Below are 19,264 nucleotides of genomic sequence, written 5' to 3'. Positions count from 1 at the left end.
TTATTTATGATTAATGTTCAGAAATAGGTGTGTTTTTAGGGAAGTAATTCCTTGCGGATGTGCTTTTTTCGGAAAATAGGGATGAGTATATTTCAATCATTTTTATTATTAGTTGAATATTCGGGAATTTATATTTTTTATAAATTAAACGGCCGAACAATTATCTAAAATAAAAACCATGGAAATTTCCATGGTTTAGTGATTAAATATTAGTATTAATTTTTTATTATTTTTTTTGATATTTCTGTTTTTCCGGTTATTATCTTCATCATATAAATGCCGTTCGGATAAGAAGAGAGGTCAATTTTAACAAGATTCTGATTGAATATACGTTCTAATATCAATCTTCCCTGTTGGTCAAATAGCTGTATGTTTTTAATAATATCCGAAGATTTTACCTGAACGGAGTCTTTTGCCGGGTTGGGGAAAATATCAATTTCGTTCTCTTTTGATACACTATTTGTACTTAGGACGTTTTCGCAATTAGAAGTGAAGATAATATCAGGATAGGTATTTTGTAAATCGGATAATTGCGAAGAGTCTACACACATTGCCAGATTAGCATTGTTATTAGAAAAAATAGTATTTTCTATTGAGCCATTTTGGATGTTGGCATAAGTGAGATTAGCATTGTATTCAAGGGTCAGATAAGATAGGGCGATACAATTTGATGCATTTAGCTCAGTTAGCTTTGTATGTGTGATGCTTAAATCTTCAAGAGCAGTACACTGTTTTATATTCAAACTATTGAGTTCCGGGAAATAAATCGAAGGACTTATGGGAGAAGTACCCAGGTTTAAGGTTGGTAAGCTTGAGCAGTTCTGTAGGTTTAAGCTCTTTAAATCATAATTTCCTCCAATTTGAAGATCAGTTAATGCTGTACAGTTTTGGGCATTAATCTGCTGCAGATCAAAATGAAGGTCGGGTGATGTGGCATTTATCAAAATGATGTCAGTTTTCAGAGTAGTAAGGTTAGGTAAATTATTTGCGTTTACGGCAGTCATATATCCGCAAGAATTTGTAATGTCTATTTTTTCCAAAGTAGTTGCTGTGGAGAAGTTGATATCGTTCGTGATAGGCTGATTAAATGCTTTTAATTTTTTGAGCTTAGGAAGACCGGCTAAATTTAAATAAGTCAGATTTCCGAAAGTTATTCCAGGAGTTGCATAATAGCCGAGTTTATTATAATAAGAGCAGTCAAGTTCCTCCAGATTTATAAGGCCGGCACTGGAAAAATTAATAGAAGTAGGATTGAGCCCTACTATCTTTTTTAAAGAAGTACACCCGTTAAGGTTGACAGATGTAAAATAATTTCGGACAAAAGTGCCAATATTCGTTTCCGCAACAATTTCCTGTAAATTGATACAGTTATTTGCTATTAACTCCAAATCGTGTACCATCCCTGTGTCTCCTAATACGGAGATACTGGTTAAAGTATTTAAATTAGGAACAGAAATCTTTTCCAGCAATGCACATGAATTGAATGTCAACACACCAATATTCGAATTTTCAATATATAATTCCTGAAGTCCGGCAGAATCAACAACAGCATTGCTGTTAATTTGTGAACAGTTTTTTATTGTTAAGCTGTTTTCTGGTGAGGTCCAGGGAAGCATTGTTGCCTGATAAGCAATTACATCACTTATATTTTGAATACCGGAACAATTATCGAATAAAAGATTTATTGGAGCAGGATTGGTCACTATACTGGATGAAGTAAAACCATAATAAACAGGCATTCCTTGTACCTTTCTGATTTTACTGTTATTTATAAAACCAATATTTGCAGCTTTTGTATCCCAGAAATACAGTTCTTCTAGGTTGGGGAAAAGTAATGCATCTGAAATCCCATCTGGCAAATGGCTATTATAATAAGCTGTGTTTACATTGTTAGGATCATATAAATTTCCGTCGGGATCAATATACATCTGGTTGGGATCCTGCTTTATTGTTAAAGCTGTTATCTGTGCTGCTTCTGAAACCTGGATATCTCCATCTCCGTTTGTGTCAATCGCAATAAAGTTCCCGCTGGAATCTTTCGCAATCTGATTATTGGTATTTGAACTTAATAGTAAAGCTTTAAATTTTGAATCTGTAAAATTAAGATTTTGAGAATAAGCCATAGAAGATAAGCTTATACTTAGAGTAAGTAAAATTTTATTCATTGTTATTGTGTTTTTCCATTTAATCAAATCAAATGATCTGATATTTTTTGCAAACTTAATAAATTATTTTTTCATGCTTTTTAATTTTTAATAAATTGTATGTAAATGATATTAAAAAAACTTAATTGTTTTAATTCATCTGTAAAAAAATACAAGTATATTTTAATTGACAAGCGTCTTATAAATTTTCTGAACCATAGGATATAATTATATGTTTTTTGATACTAGCCTATGGTTGATAATATGAAAACTGAATAAAGGTTACTACCGAAATTAAATTTTAATGAAAACTTAAAATAGTAGAAGACACACTCTTAAGAGTGTGTCTTTTTGAAATATATTGATGTTTATTATTTGTATTCTAAGCCTCGCAGCTGGAACATGATACGAAATTAACCATAAGTTCCTTGGAAACAGAGGAACTTCTCTGATAATATAATGTTTTAACGCCCTTTTTCCATGCTTCTATATAGAGATAATTAACATCCTTTACAGGCATGGTTGACGGGATCTGCAAGTTTAGAGACTGTGCCTGGTCAATATACTGCTGTCTCTGTGCAGCCTGAGAAATGATTTCCATAGGGGATATCTCTTTGAATGTCTTGAATACTGCTTTTTCTTCGTCAGTCAGTTCATTCAGATGTTGAACAGAGCCGTGATTCAGCATGATCGTTCTCCAGGTTTCTTCATTATCCAAGCCTTTTTCTTCGAGTAATTTAGCTAAATACTTATTCTTACGCATGAAGTTTCCTTTCGCCAAACCTGCCTTGTAATAGTTGGATGCGAATGGCTCGATCCCAGGAGAAGTTTGCCCTAAGATAGCCGAACTGGAAGTAGTGGGCGCAATAGCCATTGTTGTAGTGTTCCTAAGTCCATATCCTTTTAATATTTCAGGTTCTCCATAAATATTGGCTAATTCTCTTGATGCCTGCTCTGCCTGTTCTTTAATGTGCCTGAAAGCTCTTGCATTGAATTGCGTGGCCTCGAAGCTTTCGAACGGGATCATGTTCTTCTGCAAATAAGAATGGTATCCTAAAACACCCAGTCCAAGCGCTCTGTGGCGCATTGCGAAGTTTCTTGCTCCCTGCAGGTAATAGTTTCCTTCCGTTTTATCAATAAATTCAGATAAAACAGCATCTAGGAAATAGATGGCCAGTTTTACGGCATTGGTGTCTTTCCACTCATCATACAGTTCTAAATTCATAGAAGACAGGCAGCAGATGAATGACTCTTCCATAGAAGAAGGAAGCATGATCTCGGAACAAAGATTACTAGCATTTACAGGTAATCCCAGATCCTTATAAACCTGTGGCTTATTCCTGTTAACATTATCTGTAAAGAAGATGTACGGAAGGCCCTTTTGCTGACGGCTTTCCAGTACTCTTGCCCAGGTTTTACGCTTATCCATATCCCCGTCGATCATATCCTGCATCCAGTAATCCGGAACACAAATGCCCGTAAATAAGTTTTGGATAGGGCTTCCGATATCTTTTATAGATAAAAATTCTTCAATATCCCCGTGGTCAATATCCAGATAAGCGGCAAAAGCCCCCCTTCTTACACCGCCCTGTGAAACCACATCCATAGCAGTATCAAAGAGCTTCATGAAAGAAACGGCTCCCGAAGATTTTCCGTTATCCGTTACGGCGGTACCTCTGTTACGAAGTTCCCCGAAATATCCTGAAGTTCCGCCTCCGATCTTCGTCTGCATGATCACTTCGCCCATTTTGTGGGTAATTCCTTCAATACTGTCAGGGATATGAACATTAAAACAAGAGATAGGAAGCCCTCTTTGGGTTCCCATATTTGCCCATACAGGGGAAGAGAAACTGATCCATCCTTTTGTGATCATTTCTTTGAAAGCCGGCTGAAGCTCAGGCTTATATAACCTCTTTGCTGCTGCGGTCGTAATCCTGTCGATGGCTCCGTCCACTGTTTCTCCTTTCAGCAGGTAGCCACGGTTCAGCATCTGCTCAGACTCTTCATTGAGCCACCATATATGTGTGCTTTGTTCTTCCATAGTTGTTTATATTTTCGAATCCCTGAATATTATCTTATCCGGGAATTTTGTTGCTATAGTGATTGTAAAATTTCCACTTTGTGCGAACCGTTCAGTCCGCTTTCGTCCCTTAATCTCTGAAACTCCTTAAAAGAGGGTACATTCAAAACCTCGTGCTGAATTTCTTCATTCATGTAATTGGAATAATGTAAAAATGTAATCCCGTCTTCTTTTACATATACCTTATATTCAAATGTGGAGGGATCCAGTTTTTTGAAATCATCCAGAAACTTCTGAATATTGACTTTATTTTCTGAAACAAAATCAGGGTTTACGGTATAAGTTACTACTACATTAATCATGTTATCTTTTTTATCCTCCGGCTGGTTTGTTATTTTGAAGGATCTCTTAACTTTCTTAGATTTCTCAATTGCTTCTTAATGTTTTAAATTTTAACCATTAAAAATTTTGGTTAAGTTTTTAAGGATATTAAGTTTAAACTTTGTTTTAAAAGAGATGCTTCAGCAAGCTCAGCATGACACATCGCTAATACTATCTGCTTTGACGCTCGCTTCGCTCGCGTCCTCAACTCAATTAAAACAGATCGTTCGCCGTAATACTCTTATCGTGCTTCGTATAATCCACCGGTCTTTTAGCAAAGAAATCATCCAGAGAATTTGCAAAAACCTCTTCCTCGAACCAAACCATCGGCCTGTATTGTTCAGGAGAAACATTGTAGCGTGTATTCATGTTGATCTTCTTCAGGCTGTCATCAACACGATACTTCATGAAGTTTAGCAAGTCTTCTTTTGAGAAAACGCTTAATTCTCCCAGTTCGAAGATCCAGTCCAAGATTTCGCCTTCCAGTTCTACAGACTGATCTACCAGAGTGTAGATATCCTCAATGTCAGAATCAGTCAATAAGCCGGGTTGTTCTTCACGGATCTTATTGATCAGGTAAATTCCCGCATTCGCGTGGATCTGTTCATCTACGGAAGTCCATGCAATGATATTAGAAACATTTTTCATATATCCCTTAAATCTTGTGAAAGAAAGGATGATAGCAAACTGTGAGAAAAGCGATACATTCTCGATCAGGATGCTGAATAATAAAAGAGAAGAAACATACTCTTTAGGAGTTGCAGAATTCGCATGCTTAAGAACATTTGACAGGAAATCGATCCTCTTTTTTACCGCAGGAATTTCCACTACATTCAGGAACTCTTCGTTATATCCTAATACTTCCAGTAAACGGGAATAGGCCTCAGAGTGACGGAATTCACATTCTGCAAAAGTGGCTCCCAGTCCATTGAATTCAGGCTTCGGAAGGTGATTGTATAAATTCCCCCAAAATGTCTTCACGGATACTTCGATCTGCGCAATGGCCAAAAGTGCATTTTTTACGGCATGTTTCTCATGCGGTTCCAGTTGTGAATGAAAATCCTGAACGTCTGCAGTAAAATCCACTTCAGAATGTACCCAGAATGATTTGTTGATGGCTTCTACAAACTGAAGGACCTCAGGGTATTCAAATGGCTTGTAACTTACTCTCTTATCAAAAATTCCCATACTAAAAATGTCTTTAAAATTAAATAATTAGATCTATGTGGATAAAGTTCAAAAAACAATTAACAATCTGATTTGTTGAAACTTAAGCTTAAAAGTTTTTCACAAGAAAAGTGTTTTTATTTTTTGTTGCGTGCAAGCACAAAGTTAGAAAACCCGAACTGATTTTGAAAGGGCTAAACACTAATTGGCTGAGTTTTAACAGCAAAAGTTTTCCACATTTACATGAAACTTGCTCTGATATGGGCCTGAATACAATTATTATGGAAAAATGCATATAATTGAGGAGTTATGGTTAAACGGTATATCGTAAAATATTATAAATAGAGGATTATATAATTAAACATTAATTTAATTAAAGAAATTTTTATTCCCCGTAACAAAACGGACATACTTTCTACTTATTGGATATATAATACAGACATCACTTAATGTTAATAATTCAGGATTTACATAAGTCATACGATACCGGGAAAAGTAAGCTGCACGTTCTCAAGGGAATTAATCTCAATATTGATGAAGGCGAGTTTGTTTCCATCATGGGAAGTTCGGGGTCCGGAAAATCAACTCTTCTTAATATTATCGGTATTCTGGATGAAAAGGATTCCGGGATCTATGAATTGGACAATGTGCCGATCGAGCATTTGTCTGAAGTAAAAGCAGCAGAGTATAGAAGCCAGTTTCTGGGTTTTATTTTCCAGTCTTTTAACCTGATAGGATATAAAACTGCTTTGGAAAATGTGGCACTCCCATTATATTATCAGAATGTGCCGAGAAAAGAGCGCAACCAGAAAGCAATGGAATATCTGGAAAAAGTAGGGCTTGCCCAATGGGCGGGGCATCTTCCGAATGAGCTTTCCGGAGGCCAGAAACAAAGGGTAGCTATTGCAAGAGCGCTGATCACAAATCCTAAGATCGTTCTTGCGGATGAGCCTACCGGAGCATTAGACTCCAAAACAACCCATGATATCATGAAACTCCTTCAACAGATCAATAATGAAGGAAAAACTATCATTGTCGTGACCCACGAGCCTGATGTGGCAGCACAAACAAAAAGGAATGTCGTTTTGAAAGACGGGATTATAGAAAGTGATGAATTTATAAAGCAGGTGGTTTTGTAAGAATTTGAGAATTTGAAAATGAAATCATTTGAAAATTTAGGGAGGTTTTAATCTTTGAATTTTTTCAATCTTTTAATATTTAATATTAGAAAACTATGTTTGACCTTGATCGTTGGCAGGAAATATTCAGTTCTATCCGCAGTAATGTATTGCGGACGGTGCTTTCAGGGTTTACGGTAGCTTTGGGTTTATTCATTTTTATTGTTCTTTTCGGGATCGGTAAAGGATTGCAGAATGCTTTTACGGCAGGTTTCGCAAGAGATGCCCAGAATCTGATCTCTATATTTACGGGAAGAACTACCATCGCATATAATGGTCTTCAAAGTGACAGGGATGTCAGTATGAACAATGAAGACTATGACTTCCTGGTGAATCTGGATAAAGAAAAAGTAGGCTATTCTACCCCGAGATACCAATCCGGTTTACTCGTAAAGTATGGAAAAGAAAGTGGCAGCTATCAGATTAATGGCGCTGGTCCTGAAGAAAAATTCATCGAGAACAGAAAACTGCTCGAAGGACGTTACCTTACCCCAACTGATCTGGAAAGAAAGCAGAATGTGGCAGTGATAGGGAGAATGGTACAGAGGGATCTGATCAAGAACGGAAGCCCGATAGGAAAAGACTTGAATATCAACGGAACCATGTTTAAAGTTGTGGGAGTGTTTTCGGATGACGGGGGTGACTGGGATGAAAGACATATCACAATTCCTATCACCACCCTGCAGCAAATGAAAAAGGGTTCTGATACGGTAAGTACGGTATATATTGCCTATAACGAAAAACTGACCCCGCAGGAGGCCATAAAATATGGGGATGAGCTGAAAAACAGATTAAAATCCAGAAAAAATGTCTCGCCGGATGATGAAAACGGAGTCCGTGTATGGAACAATGCCCAGAATATGAATGAAACCTTTATGTTTTTGGCTGTTATTACTGCCATTGTATCATTCATTGGTCTTGGGACTCTGTTGGCGGGGATTATCGGGATCAGTAATATTATGGTGTATATTGTAAAAGAAAGAACCCAGGAGATAGGAGTAAGAAAGGCTATAGGAGCTAAACCGAAAAGTATTGTAGCCCTTATCGTTCAGGAAAGTGTTCTGATTACGGTTGTTTCAGGATTCGTAGGAGTAGGACTGGGCGTATTGGCACTCAGTTTAATAGGAGACAGCCTGGAAGAATTTTTTATAAAAGACCCTAATGTGGGTTGGGGAGCTATTTTTGCTGCTTTCATAGCTTTGGTCTGTTCCGGGCTGATCGCAGGGTTTGTTCCGGCTTACAGGGCTTCGAAAATTAAACCGATAGAAGCATTAAGAGTAGAATAAATTTGAAAATGTGGTAATGAGAGAATTTGAAAATTGAGTTAATAATTAACGATCAATTATCATTTATAACTTATAATTTAAGAGAAGTGAACATCATATTTAAAAAAGATACCTGGCAGGAAATTTATTATTCATTAAGGAATAATAAGCTTCGGACATTCCTTACCATGATAGGCGTAGGCTGGGGGATGTTCCTTTATGTAAGTCTGCTTGGAGCTGCCAAAGGAATGGAGAACGGTTTTGATAAGCTGTTTTCCGGTTTTGCTACGAATTCCATTTTCCTTTGGGCTCAGAATACCTCCATTCCGTATGAAGGATTTCCAAAAGGAAGGCAGATGGACCTGCATTTGAGCGATATGGAGCTTCTGAAACGGAAAATCCCGGAAATAGATTACATTTCTCCTCAGAATTCCAGAGGAAACTTCGGGAGCCCGGGAGAGCAGATGTCCAGGAACGGAAAATCTGCAACCTATACCCTGAACGGAGATTACCCTATAGGAAACAAGATTTCGGAGAAAAAACTGATCTTCGGAAGATATCTGAATGATGCGGATATTTCAATGAATAAAAATGTAGCCGTGATCGGAGAAGAAGTATATAAAAACTTCTTTGATTCCAAAAAGAATGAAAACCCGATCGGTAAATCAATCAATATAAAAGGAATTTTCTTTAATGTGATCGGAGTTTTCAGGGTGAAAAAAGGAGGCGGAATGGAAAGTGATCAGACCGTTTTTATTCCTCTTTCCACATTTACCAAAATGTATAATAACGGAGACAAGGTAGGATTCTTTGCAGTGGTAGGGAAACCTACTGCAGATCTGAATGTAGTGGAGGATAAAGTAAAGGCTGAGCTTAAAACCAAAAATAAAGTTTCACCGGAAGATACCAATGCCTTCGGAACTTTCAACCTCGGAAAAGAATTCGGAAAGCTGACCGGATTTTTAAGCGGAATGCAGCTTCTCACCATTATTGTGGGAACGTTGACCATCCTTGCGGGCGTAATTGCCATTTCAAACATTTTATTGATCACCGTAAAAGAAAGAACCAAAGAAATCGGTATCAGAAGGGCTCTGGGGGCAAAACCCGCAGAAGTAAGGAACCAGATCCTGCTGGAAAGTGTGGTGATCACCCTCTCTTCCGGATTGCTCGGATTTATTTTTGGGATTTTTGTCCTGATGATCCTGAGTGCAGCGACACAGAATCAGGACTCGTTCCCGTTTTACAATCCTACGGTCAACTACGGGAATGTTTTTGCGGCGATGTCAGTAATGGTGCTGTTGGGGCTTATTATCGGGATGATCCCGGCACAAAGGGCGGTGAAGATACGCCCGATCGAGGCATTAAGGACAGAGTAAAAGTTATAAGTTTTGAGTTGATGATTATGAGTTTTAATTTTTAAATCATTCAATACTTCAATCATTTAAATAAAAAAATAAACTAGATATATGAAAAAGAAATTCACTTGGAAAAAGGCCGTTTACATACTCTTGGGGCTTTTATTTGTAGTGGCATTATTCTCAGGGGTCGGATATCTTATCAAGTCCAATTCTAAAGAAAGTGAAGCTTTCCTTACCCGGAAACCTACCATTCAGAATATGGATGATAAGGTGATGGCCACAGGAAAAATCATTCCTAAAGAAGAAATTGAGATTAAGCCCAATATTGCAGGGATCATTGATAAGATTCTGGTAGATGAAGGAGATAAGGTAACCGCAGGACAGCTGATCGCTACTGTAAAGATCATCCCGAATGTTGCCGAAGTAAACAATGCCCAGCAGGATGTTCAGAATGCCCAGCTTCAGATCAGCAATGCCAGGATGAATGTGGATAATATGCAGAAGCAGTTTGCCATGCAGCAAAAACTATACAGTCAGGGAGTGATCTCCAAACAGGAGTACCTGAACTCCCAGCAACAATTGTTCTCAACGCAACAGGCCGTTAAAAATGCAGGACAGCAATTAGTGACAGCACAAAAAAGGTTACAGATCGTAAAAACAGGAGCAACTCCTGAATTACAGGGTTTAGCAACCACCCAGATCCGTTCCAAGGCTTCGGGAACCGTTCTTGAAGTGCCTGTAAAAGTAGGAAGCCAAGTGATTGAGGCCAACTCTTTCAATGCAGGAACTACTATTTGTTCTATCGCCGACCTTAATTCATTGATTTTCCAGGGTGAGATAGATGAAGCCCAGGCAGGGAAATTGAAGCAGGGAATGGATATGAATATCGTGATCGGTGCTTTACAGAACAAAACTTTCCCGGGAAAGCTGACCATGATCGCGCCTAAAGGAAAAGATAATAACGGGACCATAAAATTCCCTGTGGAAGGGAATGTTTATAACCCGAATAATGAATACATCAGAGCAGGATTCTCCGCTAACGGGGAAATTGTGCTGACTTCCCAGAAAAACGCTTTGCTGCTGGATGAGTCTCTTGTCCAGTATGAGAAAAGCAACGGAAAAGATAAGCCTTTTGTTGAAGTAAAACAGCAGGATGGGAAATTTAAAAAAGTATATGTGAAATTAGGAGCCAGTGACGGGATCAATGTACAGATCCTTCCGGGATCGGGAATTACCAAAGACTCCGAAGTGAAAGTATGGAATCCATCTGATAAAGATAAGGAAGAGCTCAAAGAAAAGAAAAAATAATAAACTAAAACTATAATTAATCTGGATCCCGGGAGTTTGTTTTCCCGGGATTTTTTATTGAATTATATTTTAAAAATACACTTGTATCATTTAGAAGGAATCTTAACACTTTATTAACTCTCTTATATTGCGATTTTTTTTGAAAGATTCTATACTTTCGTTACAGATAAAAAATCTATATGAAGTCAGTATCCAAATTTCTGTTTCTATTATCAGTCCTGTTTATTTTAAGCTGTAATTCTCAGAAATCCGCTGCGGGAGATGGCAAAATCCTGTATCAGTCAGATGACCTTATCATTACACAGCTTTCAAAGAATGTTTACCAGCATATTTCCTATTTTAATTCCGAAACATTCGGGAAAGTTCCCTGCAACGGAATGATTGTAAAAGACGGGAATGAGACCGTAATTTTTGATACTCCGGTAGATGATAAGAGTTCCGGGGAATTGATTTCATGGATTAAAAATAACCTGCATTCTAAAATAAATGCGGTTATTCCGACCCATTTTCATGAAGACTGTGTAGGAGGACTGAAAGAATTCAGTAAGAATAAGATTCCGTCCTATGCCAGCAACAAAACGATCGGTTTTGCCAAGGAAAAAGGCTTCAATGTACCGGATCACGGCTTCGACGATGCTTTGACACTCAATGTAGGAAAGCAAAAGGTATATGCCACATTTTACGGAGAAGGACATACGAAAGATAATGTGGTAGGATATTTTCCTGTTGAGAATGCGATGTTTGGCGGATGCCTGATCAAAGAGGCCGGAGCTTCCAAAGGAAACCTTGAAGATGCCAATGTAAATGCATGGCCGGCAACCGTGGAAAAGGTGAAAAAAGCCTATCCGGAAGCTAAGATCATTATTCCGGGGCATGGTAAGACCGGAGGAACGGAACTTCTGGATTATACGATAAAACTATTCAGAGAATAAGTAAAATTATGAACAGCCTGAGCAATACCCGGAAATAAATCCGTTGAAATTAACGGACCTGTAACCTTCCGGCAGCTTAACCTCTATCTCATTGGGAAGGCATTCAATTTTTCCGCACTGTAAGCATCTGAAATGAAAATGATTGTGCTTGTGGGCTTTTTCAGAACAATTCATACAAACGGCAAAATAATATTTTCCGTCATCGCTCAATATTTTATGAATTATGCCGTCTTCACAGAAACTGTTTAAAACCCTGTAAATGGTAGCCCTGTCTACCGTTTCACCCAATTCTTTCTGCAGAACTTCCTGACTGATTGCCGATCTTGTGTTTTTTAAAGAGTCTAAGATCAGCTGTTTTGCTTTTGTATTCCTTTTGGCCATATGCAAAGATAAAAATTATTATTGCGATATTGTCGCATTAGTGAGAATTTGTTTTAACTTTGTCCATCATATAAAATAAGTAATAGGCAATGAATAATGAGTAATACGGGAAATTGACTCATTCATTATTGACAATTCATTGTAAACAAAAATATTCAGTTATGGAAAGCAAGAACTTTGAGGTAATTATAATAGGAGGGAGTTATGCAGGCCTTTCAGCAGGAATGGCACTGGGAAGATCTTTAAGGAGTGTTTTAATCATTGACAGTGGGCTGCCTTGTAACAGGCAAACACCTCACTCACATAATTTTTTGACTCATGACGGTAAGACTCCAGAGGAAATAAGTACATTGGCCAGAGAGCAGGTTGAGAAATATGATACCGTACAATTTCATAGTGGAACAGTCTTGAAAGCTCTGAAACATTCCGGAGGCTTTGAAGTGATAACACGGTCAGATGAAAAGTTCTATGCCAGAAAGCTGATCATAGCAACCGGGATCAAAGACCTGAAACCTGACATTCCGGGATTTGATGAATGCTGGGGAATTTCTGTTCTGCATTGCCCGTATTGTCATGGTTATGAAGTGAAAAATGAAGTGACAGGAATTATGGACAACGGAGATATTGCTTTCGATTTCTCAAAGCTCATTTTTAATATGACCAAAAAATTAACCCTGCTGACCAATGGAAAATCTACCCTGACTGATGAACAGATTAAAAAACTGAACCAAAATAACATTCATATTGAAGAAGGTGAAATTGAAAGGATCGAACATCAGGAAGGGCGGATCCAACAAGTAGTTTTTAAAAGCGGAGAAGAGCTTCAGTTGAAAGTTTTATATGCTAAAATACCTTTCCTGCAAAATTTAAATGTTTCGGAAGATCTGGGTTGTGAAATGACGGAGCATGGCTTTATAAAAGTTGATCCCATGCAGAAAACGAATGTTCCGGGAGTTTTTGCGTGTGGTGATAATGTGACGATGATGAGGTCTGTAGCCAATGCGGTATCCCAAGGGAATTTTACCGGTGCTATGGTAAATAAAGAGCTTGCGGAGGAGGATTTTTAAGAGGATGTATATTTTTATAATTTCTGTAAAAATTATCCTGTCATGCTGTAAGCATCTCTGCAGGGTATGAATTCCTTTCAGATACACTGCAAAAAATAAAATTGATAAATTTTAGAAAGACCCTTACTTTTCCTGATTTTAATTCCAAAATCATATTTCCCTATGCTGAAACCTGGATGAAAATTCCGTACATTTGGGGTGAAAATCTCAAAACTTATAATTAGATGGATATTATTTTTGACCTTATTGAAAAAGAAAGACAAAGACAGACCCATGGATTGGAGCTTATAGCATCAGAAAACTTTGTTTCTGAGAACGTAATGAAAGCAATGGGAAGTGTATTGACTAACAAATATGCAGAAGGATACCCCGGAAAAAGGTATTACGGAGGATGTGAAGTAGTAGATGAGGTTGAAACTTTAGCAATCAACAGGGCAAAAGAGCTTTTCGGGGTTGAATATGTAAATGTTCAGCCGCATTCCGGTTCTCAGGCCAATGCAGCTATTTATCTTGCGGTTTTAAAGCCCGGAGATAAAATTATGGGTATGGATCTGTCTATGGGAGGACATTTGACTCATGGTTCGGCCGTTAACTTCTCCGGAATTCAGTATGAAGTGGTTTCTTACGGAGTAGAAAGAGAGACCGGACTTATTGATTATAATCAGATGAGAGAAGTTGCCCTCAGAGAAAGACCAAAAATGATGATCGCAGGTTTCTCAGCTTATTCTAGAGACCTGGATTATGCAAAATACAGAGAGATCGCTGATGAGATCGGGGCAACCCTTTGGGCTGATATTGCTCATCCTGCCGGTCTGGTTGCAAAAGGATTATTGAATTCTCCATTCGAGCACTGCCATGTGGTGACCACTACTACCCATAAAACGTTAAGGGGGCCAAGAGGAGGAATGATCATGATGGGGAAAGATTTTGAAAATGCCTATGGCCACAAAACTCCGAAAGGAGAGATCAAAATGATGAGCCAGGTATTGGATGGAGCAGTTTTCCCGGGAATTCAGGGAGGTCCGTTGGAACACGTTATTGCAGGTAAAGCAATAGCTTTCGGTGAAGCTTTAGACAGTCAGTTCGGAACTTATGCAAAGCAAGTGAGATCCAATGCTCAGGCTTTGGCAAAAGCAATGATCGACAGGGGTTTCAATATCGTAAGCGGCGGGACGGATAATCATTTGATGCTGGTAGACCTCAGAAATAAAGGGGTAAATGGGAAAGAAACGGAAAAAGCACTGGTATTGGCAGATATAACATGTAATAAAAATATGGTTCCTTTTGATGATAAATCACCGTTCACAACATCCGGGATCAGACTGGGGACAGCAGCAATTACAACGAGAGGCCTGAAGGAGCAGGATATGGATACTATTGCAGGATTGATCTCCGAAGTGGTAGATAACATAAAAAATGAAGAAGTTCTTGCTTCCGTAAGAAAGAAGGTTAATGAACTGATGGAAGGCAAGGCTTTATTTAACTATTAATACGGATCAAAATTAATATAGAAAGAATGGGCTGGTGCTCATTCTTTTTTTATACGATGGAAAAGAAATCTTTCACTTTTGAGGAGATCAGGCAAAAACTGGTCAACTATTGTGTCTACCAAGACCGTTGCCATGCTGAAGTAGAGCAGAAAATGAAGGAATTCATACTGATCCCGGAAGCTAAGGAGGAAATCATTTTATATCTCCTGAAAGAAAATTATTTGAATGAAGAACGATTTACCAGGAGCTACATAAGAGGAAAGTTTTACATGAAACACTGGGGCCGGAACAAGATCCGTATTTACCTGAAGCAAAAACATGTTTCGGAAAAACTGATCAACAAATGTTTCGATGAAATAGACGAACGCGATTATGAGAAGACCCTGAAAAAAAAATTCGAAGACTATTACGCTAAGCAGAAAGGACTAAAAGAGTACCAGAAAAAATCCAAAACCATCAAGTATTTGATAAGTAAAGGTTTTGAATATGAAAAAATAAATGATATTTTTGAATAAACATAAATAGAGATTGAAGGAACAGAAAATCTGGCTTTCACCTCCGCATATGGGAGGAAGTGAGTTAAAATATATACAGAATGCATTTGATACCAACTGGATTTCTCAATATGGTTCCAATATAGATGAATTTGAGGAATGCCTGGAGAACTATCTGGGGAATAATTCTTTTGTAACGGCTTTGTCATCTGGTACAGCCGCTATCCATTTAGCATTGAAACTGTTGAATGTTGAAGAAGGAGACATTGTCATTTGCCAGTCATTTACGTTTGTGGCCACAGCCAATCCTATCCTGTATTTAAAAGCAGTTCCCGTATTTGTAGACAGTGAGGCCGATACCTGGAATATGTGCCCCAATGCTCTGGAGGATGCCATTAAATCTTCCCTTCAAAAAGGCAAAAAGCCCAAGGCTATCATTACGGTTTCATTATACGGAATGCCTTTTAAGGCTGATGAGATACTCGAAATTTCCAGAAAATATGAGGTCCCTGTTATTGAGGACAGTGCGGAAGCATTAGGAAGCAGGTATAAAGGACAGCTCAGCGGTACCTTTGGAGACCTGTCGGTGATTAGTTTTAACGGGAACAAGATCATTACCACGTCCGGAGGCGGGATTCTGGTCTCAAAAAATGAGGATTATAAAAACAGGGCACTTTTCCTTGCGACCCAGGCGAAAGAGAACAAAGAGTATTACAGCCATTCCGAACAGGGATACAATTACCGGATAAGCAATATTTTAGCCGGCATCGGAATCGGACAGATGGAAATTTTAAATGAAAGAATTGACCAAAAAAGACAAAACCATGATTTTTACCGGGAAAAGATAGCTCAAATTGAAAATATTGAACTTTTCTCTGAACCTGATGATGATTTTTATTCCAATTATTGGTTAAATACGATTCTGATAAAAAAAGAGAGTGGTACTTCAAAGGAAGAGGTGAGGAAAAAGTTTTCAGAAAATAATATAGAAACCAGATACTTGTGGAAGCCAATGCATCTGCAGCCATTATATTGCGCATATGATTTTTTTGGAAATGATCTTTCTGGTACGCTTTTTGACAATGGTTTGTGCCTCCCATCAGGAACCAATTTAACTGAGGGTTGCAAAGATAGGATTGCAAAGGTTCTGGAAAATCTATGGTAGGGCATTAATTTGTTTTAAATTTAAAGTATAGATAAAATTTTATTTTAATTTTGCATGATTATAGCAACACTGTTTTTTTTATAAAGTAAGACTTAATAGCATATTAAACATGAACACAAATAAAGACAATGTACAATTCTCTTAGAAGAAAAATATTTGGAGGAGATAACGTTGTCAATCTCTCGGATGTAAGATATCTTCCCAGATGGATAATACTTGTAATAGATATTATTATTCTGGTTATATCCTTATTCCTTTCTACCTATATTATCGAGAAGATCACCCAGAAGGAATTTATTTATCATAAGGATAAAAGTGTAGTCTTTGCTTTTATTATTCTGATCAATACTGTGTTTATGTACATTTTCAAGACATATGCAGGAATTATAAGGCATTCAACATTTATCGATCTTTTTAAACTGTTGATCTCCTGTTTCTTTACAATGATGGTAGTAGGCGCTATAAATATTACTTACTTCTGGATCACAGGCGGGAAATTCATACTTACTCCATATCTTATCCTATACTTTATCGTTTCCTTTATGGGATTGTTTCTTTTTAGGCTTTATGTGAAAGAATTCTTTCATATAGTAAGGGAATATAGGAGAAGTACCTTAAAGAAAAGGATCTTGGTTTTGGGAATAGACGAGCAGTCTATAGCTATCGCAAGAGCCATTTTAGATAACCCGAGCCTGCCTTATCAGGTCGTAGGTTTCCTTACCCAGAGAACCGACTCAAAAAGAGCTTCTTTATTGGGAAAACCCATCTATGAGAAGAAAAAAATTGAAGATAATACAAAAGAAGACCTTATTGTTGACGGAGTATTGATTATAAAAGAAATGATGTCTAAAGATGAAATGAACTCATGGGTGAATTTGTTTTTAGAAAAAGACCTGCATATTTTCAAGGCCCCGTCCGTACAGAAATTAAGGGACAGCGATTTGGGAGGTTCTATCAGAAATCTTCAGATCGAAGATTTACTGAACAGAAAGCCTATTAAGATTGAGAATGAGGAGGTAAAAAGCAGGCATTTCAATAAAGCTGTTCTCGTAACAGGCGGAGCAGGTTCTATTGGAAGCGAGATCGTAAGACAGGTAGCCCAGTTCGATCCCTCTCTGATTGTTGTACTGGATCAGGCAGAAACACCGTTGTATGATATTGAGCTTGAAATGAAGGAGAAGTTCCCTCATATCAGATTCAAATTTGTGTTGGCAGATGTTTCGAACAAGCATAGGATAGAACCCCTATTCCAAACACATAATTTTTCAATGGTATATCATGCTGCAGCTTATAAGCATGTTCCGTTGGTAGAGGAGAATCCGCATGAGGCCATACTGGTCAATGTTTTGGGTTCCAAAAATATTGCCACCCTGTCCAGTAAATATAATGTGAACAGGTTTGTCATGGTTTCTACAGATAAAGCCGTGAATCCTACTAATGTAATGGGGGCGTCCAAGCGTGCTGCAGAATTGTTTGTACAGTCATTACAGAATGTAGATGGAAATACTACTAAATTTATAACTACAAGGTTTGGGAATGTATTAGGATCAAATGGTTCGGTCATTCCTCATTTTAAAAGACAGATTGAAGCAGGAGGTCCGATTACCATTACTCATCCGGATATTGTAAGGTACTTCATGACTATTCCTGAAGCCTGTGAATTGGTTTTACAGGCAGGAACCATGGGGAAAGGAGGTGAGATTTTTGTTTTTGATATGGGAGAGCCCGTAAAAATATTGGATCTGGCCACCAGAATGATAAAACTGTCAGGATTTGAGCCTAATATAGATATTAAAATTATCTATACGGGGTTAAGGCCGGGTGAGAAGCTGTACGAAGAGCTGTTAAGTGATAATGCGAAGACACTTCCTACCCATAATGATAAGATTATGATCTCCAAAGATCCGAGTATGGAGTTTTTTGAAATAGAATCCCTGGTGAATCTTATTACTAAAGCATCGATAAGAAGGGATAAGGTAGAGATCGTAAGGATCCTGAAAACGATTGTTCCTGAATTCAGGAGCAATAACTCTGTCTATGAGATATTAGATAAATAGAAAAATAGAAACGTATATTTGCACAACTTAAAAATATGAAGAGTAAAATACTGGCAATATTACTTGTATTCTTATTGGTTTCATGTAAAACCAATCAAAATGCTCAAAATGATCTGAACTATATGCAGAATATAGAACAGGCAGCCATAGAAGCATCATCAAGAAATTCAAATTCTACGATACAGGTGGGGGATCAATTGGTTATTCTGATTACAGCAAAAGATATGGATGTTGTAAAGCCATTTAACCAAAACTATTCTTCGTCAGAAATCGTACAGCCCAATACAATGGCCGGAGGCAATACGCCTTCACAGGGAACTACTACCATTTCCGGACCAACATATACGGTGGATACTGAAGGAGATATAGATTTTCCGGTATTAGGAAAGCTAAGTACTACCGGAAAGTCATTAGTAGAGTTTAAAAACGAACTGAGAGACAGAATGACCCGTTATATAATTAATCCTACAGTAAACGTCAGACTGGCCAATTTTAAAATTACGGTTTTAGGAGAAGTTAACAGACAGGGAGACTATACCATCACCAACGGGCAGGCCACCATATTTAATGCGCTTGGTCTGGCAGGCGATCTCACCATGTACGGAAAAAGAGACAATGTATTAATAGTGAGGACTGAGGACGGTAAGGTTACGCATGGGCGAATCAATCTGCAGGATGCCAATCTGATTAATTCTCCTTATTATAATTTAAAGCAGGGTGATGCCATAATGGTGTACTCCAATAATACAAAAGATACTCTGGCAAAACAAAACCCGAATACCGGTCTGTATTTAACGGCCATATCAATAGCAGTTACTGCTGTAGCAGTAGTGATAGGCTTATTCACGAAATAAAAA

16 protein-coding genes are annotated in these 19,264 nt (G+C 37.9%); 11 read left to right on the top strand and 5 right to left on the bottom strand.

The features are described from left to right. Positions 1 to 215 precede the first annotated feature (215 nt). The 4 genes from HNP38_RS07340 to HNP38_RS07325 form a co-directional block, all read right to left on the bottom strand. Positions 216 to 2,165, bottom strand: a complete 1,950-nt coding sequence (locus tag HNP38_RS07340) for a T9SS type A sorting domain-containing protein (RefSeq protein WP_184186833.1) — start codon at positions 2,163 to 2,165, stop codon at positions 216 to 218. Positions 2,166 to 2,526: 361 nt separating this feature from the next. Then, positions 2,527 to 4,185 (bottom strand): ribonucleoside-diphosphate reductase subunit alpha, encoded by a 1,659-nt coding sequence (locus HNP38_RS07335; protein ID WP_184186830.1) that lies wholly within the window; start codon positions 4,183 to 4,185, stop codon positions 2,527 to 2,529. A 53-nt stretch (positions 4,186 to 4,238) separates the two neighbouring features. Then, positions 4,239 to 4,526 (bottom strand): hypothetical protein, encoded by a 288-nt coding sequence (locus tag HNP38_RS07330; RefSeq protein ID WP_184186827.1) that lies wholly within the window; start codon positions 4,524 to 4,526, stop codon positions 4,239 to 4,241. Positions 4,527 to 4,758: 232 nt separating this feature from the next. After that, positions 4,759 to 5,733, bottom strand: coding sequence for a ribonucleotide-diphosphate reductase subunit beta (locus HNP38_RS07325; protein WP_184186824.1), 975 nt, complete (start codon positions 5,731 to 5,733; stop codon positions 4,759 to 4,761). Positions 5,734 to 6,161: 428 nt separating this feature from the next. Between HNP38_RS07325 and HNP38_RS07320 the strand changes: the two genes are divergently transcribed. The 5 genes from HNP38_RS07320 to bla all read left to right on the top strand — a co-directional run bounded on the left by HNP38_RS07320 (position 6,162) and on the right by bla (position 11,753). Continuing rightward, on the top strand, positions 6,162 to 6,851 hold the full coding sequence (locus tag HNP38_RS07320; RefSeq protein WP_184186821.1) for an ABC transporter ATP-binding protein: 690 nt from the start codon (positions 6,162 to 6,164) through the stop codon (positions 6,849 to 6,851). Positions 6,852 to 6,946: 95 nt separating this feature from the next. After that, positions 6,947 to 8,176 (top strand): ABC transporter permease, encoded by a 1,230-nt coding sequence (locus HNP38_RS07315; RefSeq protein ID WP_184186818.1) that lies wholly within the window; start codon positions 6,947 to 6,949, stop codon positions 8,174 to 8,176. A gap of 86 nt (positions 8,177 to 8,262) precedes the next feature. Further along, on the top strand, positions 8,263 to 9,531 hold the full coding sequence (locus tag HNP38_RS07310; RefSeq protein WP_184186815.1) for an ABC transporter permease: 1,269 nt from the start codon (positions 8,263 to 8,265) through the stop codon (positions 9,529 to 9,531). Positions 9,532 to 9,621: 90 nt separating this feature from the next. Then, entirely contained in the window at positions 9,622 to 10,821 is a 1,200-nt protein-coding gene (locus HNP38_RS07305) for an efflux RND transporter periplasmic adaptor subunit (protein WP_184186811.1), read from the top strand. 179 nt (positions 10,822 to 11,000) lie between these two features. Further along, complete coding sequence (gene bla / locus HNP38_RS07300) at positions 11,001 to 11,753, top strand: subclass B1 metallo-beta-lactamase (protein ID WP_184186807.1); 753 nt, start codon at positions 11,001 to 11,003, stop codon at positions 11,751 to 11,753. Positions 11,754 to 11,759: 6 nt separating this feature from the next. On the opposite strand, the gene HNP38_RS07295 is transcribed toward bla, so the two are convergent. After that, on the bottom strand, positions 11,760 to 12,134 hold the full coding sequence (locus HNP38_RS07295) for a Fur family transcriptional regulator (RefSeq protein WP_184186804.1): 375 nt from the start codon (positions 12,132 to 12,134) through the stop codon (positions 11,760 to 11,762). 161 nt (positions 12,135 to 12,295) lie between these two features. Here HNP38_RS07295 and HNP38_RS07290 point away from each other — a divergent pair, with 161 nt between their 5' ends. From HNP38_RS07290 to HNP38_RS07265, 6 genes are all read left to right on the top strand, one after another. Then, positions 12,296 to 13,201: an NAD(P)/FAD-dependent oxidoreductase gene (locus HNP38_RS07290; RefSeq protein WP_184186800.1), complete on the top strand. Its 906-nt coding sequence runs from the start codon at positions 12,296 to 12,298 to the stop codon at positions 13,199 to 13,201. A 224-nt stretch (positions 13,202 to 13,425) separates the two neighbouring features. After that, the gene (glyA, locus tag HNP38_RS07285) at positions 13,426 to 14,691 is read left to right on the top strand and encodes a serine hydroxymethyltransferase (RefSeq protein ID WP_184186797.1); all 1,266 of its coding nucleotides are present in this window, start codon (positions 13,426 to 13,428) and stop codon (positions 14,689 to 14,691) included. Between the two features lie 56 nt (positions 14,692 to 14,747). After that, positions 14,748 to 15,206, top strand: coding sequence for a regulatory protein RecX (locus HNP38_RS07280; RefSeq protein ID WP_184186794.1), 459 nt, complete (start codon positions 14,748 to 14,750; stop codon positions 15,204 to 15,206). A 13-nt stretch (positions 15,207 to 15,219) separates the two neighbouring features. After that, positions 15,220 to 16,350 carry an aminotransferase class I/II-fold pyridoxal phosphate-dependent enzyme gene (locus HNP38_RS07275; protein WP_317166709.1) on the top strand — a complete coding sequence of 377 codons (1,131 nt, stop codon included), beginning with the start codon at positions 15,220 to 15,222 and terminating at the stop codon, positions 16,348 to 16,350. Positions 16,351 to 16,478: 128 nt separating this feature from the next. Further along, entirely contained in the window at positions 16,479 to 18,407 is a 1,929-nt protein-coding gene (locus HNP38_RS07270; protein WP_184186791.1) for a polysaccharide biosynthesis protein, read from the top strand. 35 nt (positions 18,408 to 18,442) lie between these two features. Next, positions 18,443 to 19,261: a polysaccharide biosynthesis/export family protein gene (locus HNP38_RS07265; RefSeq protein WP_184186787.1), complete on the top strand. Its 819-nt coding sequence runs from the start codon at positions 18,443 to 18,445 to the stop codon at positions 19,259 to 19,261. Positions 19,262 to 19,264: the final 3 nt, after the last annotated feature.

This window comes from Chryseobacterium defluvii, from assembly GCF_014204415.1.
Taxonomy (GTDB): domain Bacteria; phylum Bacteroidota; class Bacteroidia; order Flavobacteriales; family Weeksellaceae; genus Chryseobacterium; species Chryseobacterium defluvii_A.
This window is presented reverse-complemented; position numbering and strand designations above follow the sequence as displayed.